At 44.5% G+C, this 985-nt stretch carries 1 protein-coding gene and 1 pseudogene; both read left to right on the forward strand.

The features are described from left to right. The coding region (locus tag HMPREF2980_RS01120) for a DUF6318 family protein (protein ID WP_246823626.1) at positions 1-398 on the forward strand (398 nt) is incomplete at its 5' end. Positions 399-402: 4 nt separating this feature from the next. Further along, positions 403-985 (forward strand): annotated as a pseudogene (locus HMPREF2980_RS09480) (hypothetical protein); the annotation flags it as partial.

Genomic DNA, 985 nt, shown 5'->3' on the forward strand with positions numbered 1-985 from the left:
AGTCTATTGAAGGTATCCGTAAGACGATGGATGCTTGGGTGAAATGGACTAATTACGGAATTCAAGTAGGCGATTTTACGGAATCCCGAAAATACATTTCCAGTAATTTTGAAAGTGAACTTAAGGGATATAAGAGCTTTGAGGACTTGTATAAGCGCGGCGGGTGGATTATTGATGGCATTGACAACTATGTTGCTGATGGAAATCCGTGGTCTGAGGATGGGGAAACCTATTTTTGGAAGGCATATCGCGAGTGGAATTATATAACTCTTGTGGAGCCTACCGGAGAATGGCACCGAAACCGAAATATCCAGAAGGATAATGACACCTGGAAATTTGAATTTAAGTACTCCGACTCTTCATGGAAAATTATCGGTTACGAACAGGTAGAAGACTAAAATAATGAACAAAATAATAAAATGCAGTGGGATTTTTTCTCTATCTTGCATTCTAGGATTTTGCGGTACCACTAACGTTGATGCATACGTTATTACTGCGCCTTGTTCTGACACATCAGCTAAAGTTTGCCAAATCGAAGTTGAAACAACTACTTCGCGAGGCAGTCAAGATGGTTACGATGAGAAAAATACAGGTGCAGATAATGCCAACCAGGAAATTCAGCAACAATATACTTATTCCACGGTAAATCAGGGAAACGGCGTAAAAGTTACCTACGCCAACGAAAATCCCAATATTATGTCATGCACAACCAAAGACGGAAGAATAGGAACATTCAAGTTCACAAATATGTCGCTTGAATCTGGCATTCCTGTAGATCACGGAAGTCCCCGAAGCCCTTCCTCTGCTAGTTGCATCCCGAACAATACCCGCACCTTCACCAGTGCCGACAGCCCAGGTCCCACCGGCCCGACCTACGAAGAAGTCATGGAGGAAATCCGCCACGCAGCAGAATCGCTAGAACCGGGTAAGCCGACCCTGCATCAGTCCTATAACAACCCCGCAGGCACTGGCCGAGCAGAAGGCG

This window comes from Rothia sp. HMSC076D04 (assembly GCF_001814645.1).
GTDB lineage: Bacteria > Actinomycetota > Actinomycetes > Actinomycetales > Micrococcaceae > Rothia > Rothia mucilaginosa.